The organism is Streptomyces niveiscabiei (genome assembly GCF_001419795.1).
GTDB lineage: Bacteria > Actinomycetota > Actinomycetes > Streptomycetales > Streptomycetaceae > Streptomyces > Streptomyces niveiscabiei.
On sequence record NZ_LIRL01001446.1, the window covers coordinates 1 to 1,713 of the forward strand.

Sequence of the window (1,713 nt, forward strand, 5' to 3'; positions counted from 1 at the left end):
CGTGCGCGAGGGCGCCGTCGAAGACCTCGTCGACGGCGCCCTCGCGCACGGCGAGCTGGTAGACGGCGAGCTGGGGGTGGCGGGCGACCTCGGCGGAGGTGGGCGCCTGCTTGCCGGTCTTGAAGTCGACGACGTACGCGCGCCCGTCGGTGTCGGCCTCGACGCGGTCCATCTGGCCGCGGATGCGCACCTCGTACTCGCCTGCTTCGAGGGTGACGTCGAAGTCGTGCTCGCTCGCCACGGGCGTGCGTCCCGCGCGGTCGAGCACATGCCACTTCAGGAAGCGTTCGAGCGCCACGCGCGCGTTGTGCTTCTCCTGGTCGGACTTCCAGGGCGCGTCGAAGGCGAGCGCGTTCCACACGGAGTCGAGGCGCTCCATGAGGACGTCGAGGTCGGCGGGGGTCCGCCCGGAGGCGACCTCGTCGGCGAGGACGTGGACGACGTTGCCGAAGCCCTGGGCGGCGGTCGCGGGCGCGTCGGCCTTCACCTCGCGGCCCAGGAACCACTGGAGGGCGCAGGTGTTGGCGAGCTGGTCGAGGGCGCTGCCGGACAGGACGACGGGCTGGTCGCGGTCGCGCAGCGGGACCTTGCCCTCGGTGCGGTCCCACATGCCCCACCAGCGGTACGGGTGGGCGGCGGGGACCAGCGGGCGGCCGTCCTCGTCGGCGAGTGCGGCCAGGCGGGCGAGGCGGCGCGCGGCGGCCTCCCGGAGCGCGTCGGAGGCGCGCGGGTCGACCGTCGTGGCGCGCAGTTCGGCGACGAGCGCGGGGACCGACAGGGGGCGGCGGGGGCGGCCGGTGACGTCCTTGGGTTCGACGCCGAGTTCGGTGAGGAAGCGGGAGGGCTGGTCGCCGTCGTCGGCGGGCGCCTTCACGGCGGTGACGACGAGGCGCTCGCGCGCGCGGGTGGCGGCGACGTAGAACAGGCGGCGCTCCTCGGCGAGCAGCGCGCCCGGGGTGAGCGGTTCGGCGAGTCCGTCGCGGCCGATGCGGTCGGCCTCCAGCAAGGAGCCGCGCCGGCGCAGGTCGGGCCAGAGCCCTTCCTGGACCCCGGCGACGACGACCAGGCGCCACTGGAGGCCCTTGGCTCGGTGCGCGGTCATCAGGCGCACCGCGTCCGGTCGTACGACGCGGCGCGTGAGGGTGTCGGCCGCGATGTCCTCGGCCTCCAGTTCCTCCAGGAAGTTCAGGGCGCCCCGGCCGCCGGTGCGGGCCTCCGCGCGGGCGGCCGTCGCGAACAGCGCGCACACGGCGTCGAGGTCGCGGTCGGCGTTGCGTCCCGCCGCGCCGCCGCGCAGGGCGGCCTTGGCGAGCCGGCCGGGCCAGGAGGTGGGCGCCCACAGCTCCCAGAGCGCTTCCTCGGCGGTGCCGCCGTCCGCGAGGCGCGCGCGTGCCGCGGCGAGGAGTGCGCCGAGGCGCTGCGCCCCGCGCGCGTACGCGGGGTCGTGTGCGGCGAGCCGTTCGGGTTCGGCGACCGCGCGCGCGAGCAGGTCGTCGGAGGGTGGCGGCAGCGGGTTGCCGCCGGCCCGTTCCTCGTCGCGCAGCGCGCGCCCGAGGCGGCGGACGTCGGCGGCGTCCATGGCGGCGAGGGGCGAGGCGAGGAGGGTGAGAGCGGTCTCGGTGTCGAGCCAGACGGCGGGCTCGTCGGACTCGTCGTCCTGGTCGGCCGCGTCCGTGCGGTTCGTCGCCTCCGCCGTCGCGACCGCGCGCAGGG

1 protein-coding gene is annotated in these 1,713 nt (G+C 76.6%); it reads right to left on the reverse strand.

What is annotated here, in order from left to right:
- A partial coding sequence (locus AOK24_RS44840) for a PD-(D/E)XK nuclease family protein (RefSeq protein ID WP_240554437.1) occupies positions 1-1,713 on the reverse strand: 1,713 nt, incomplete at both ends.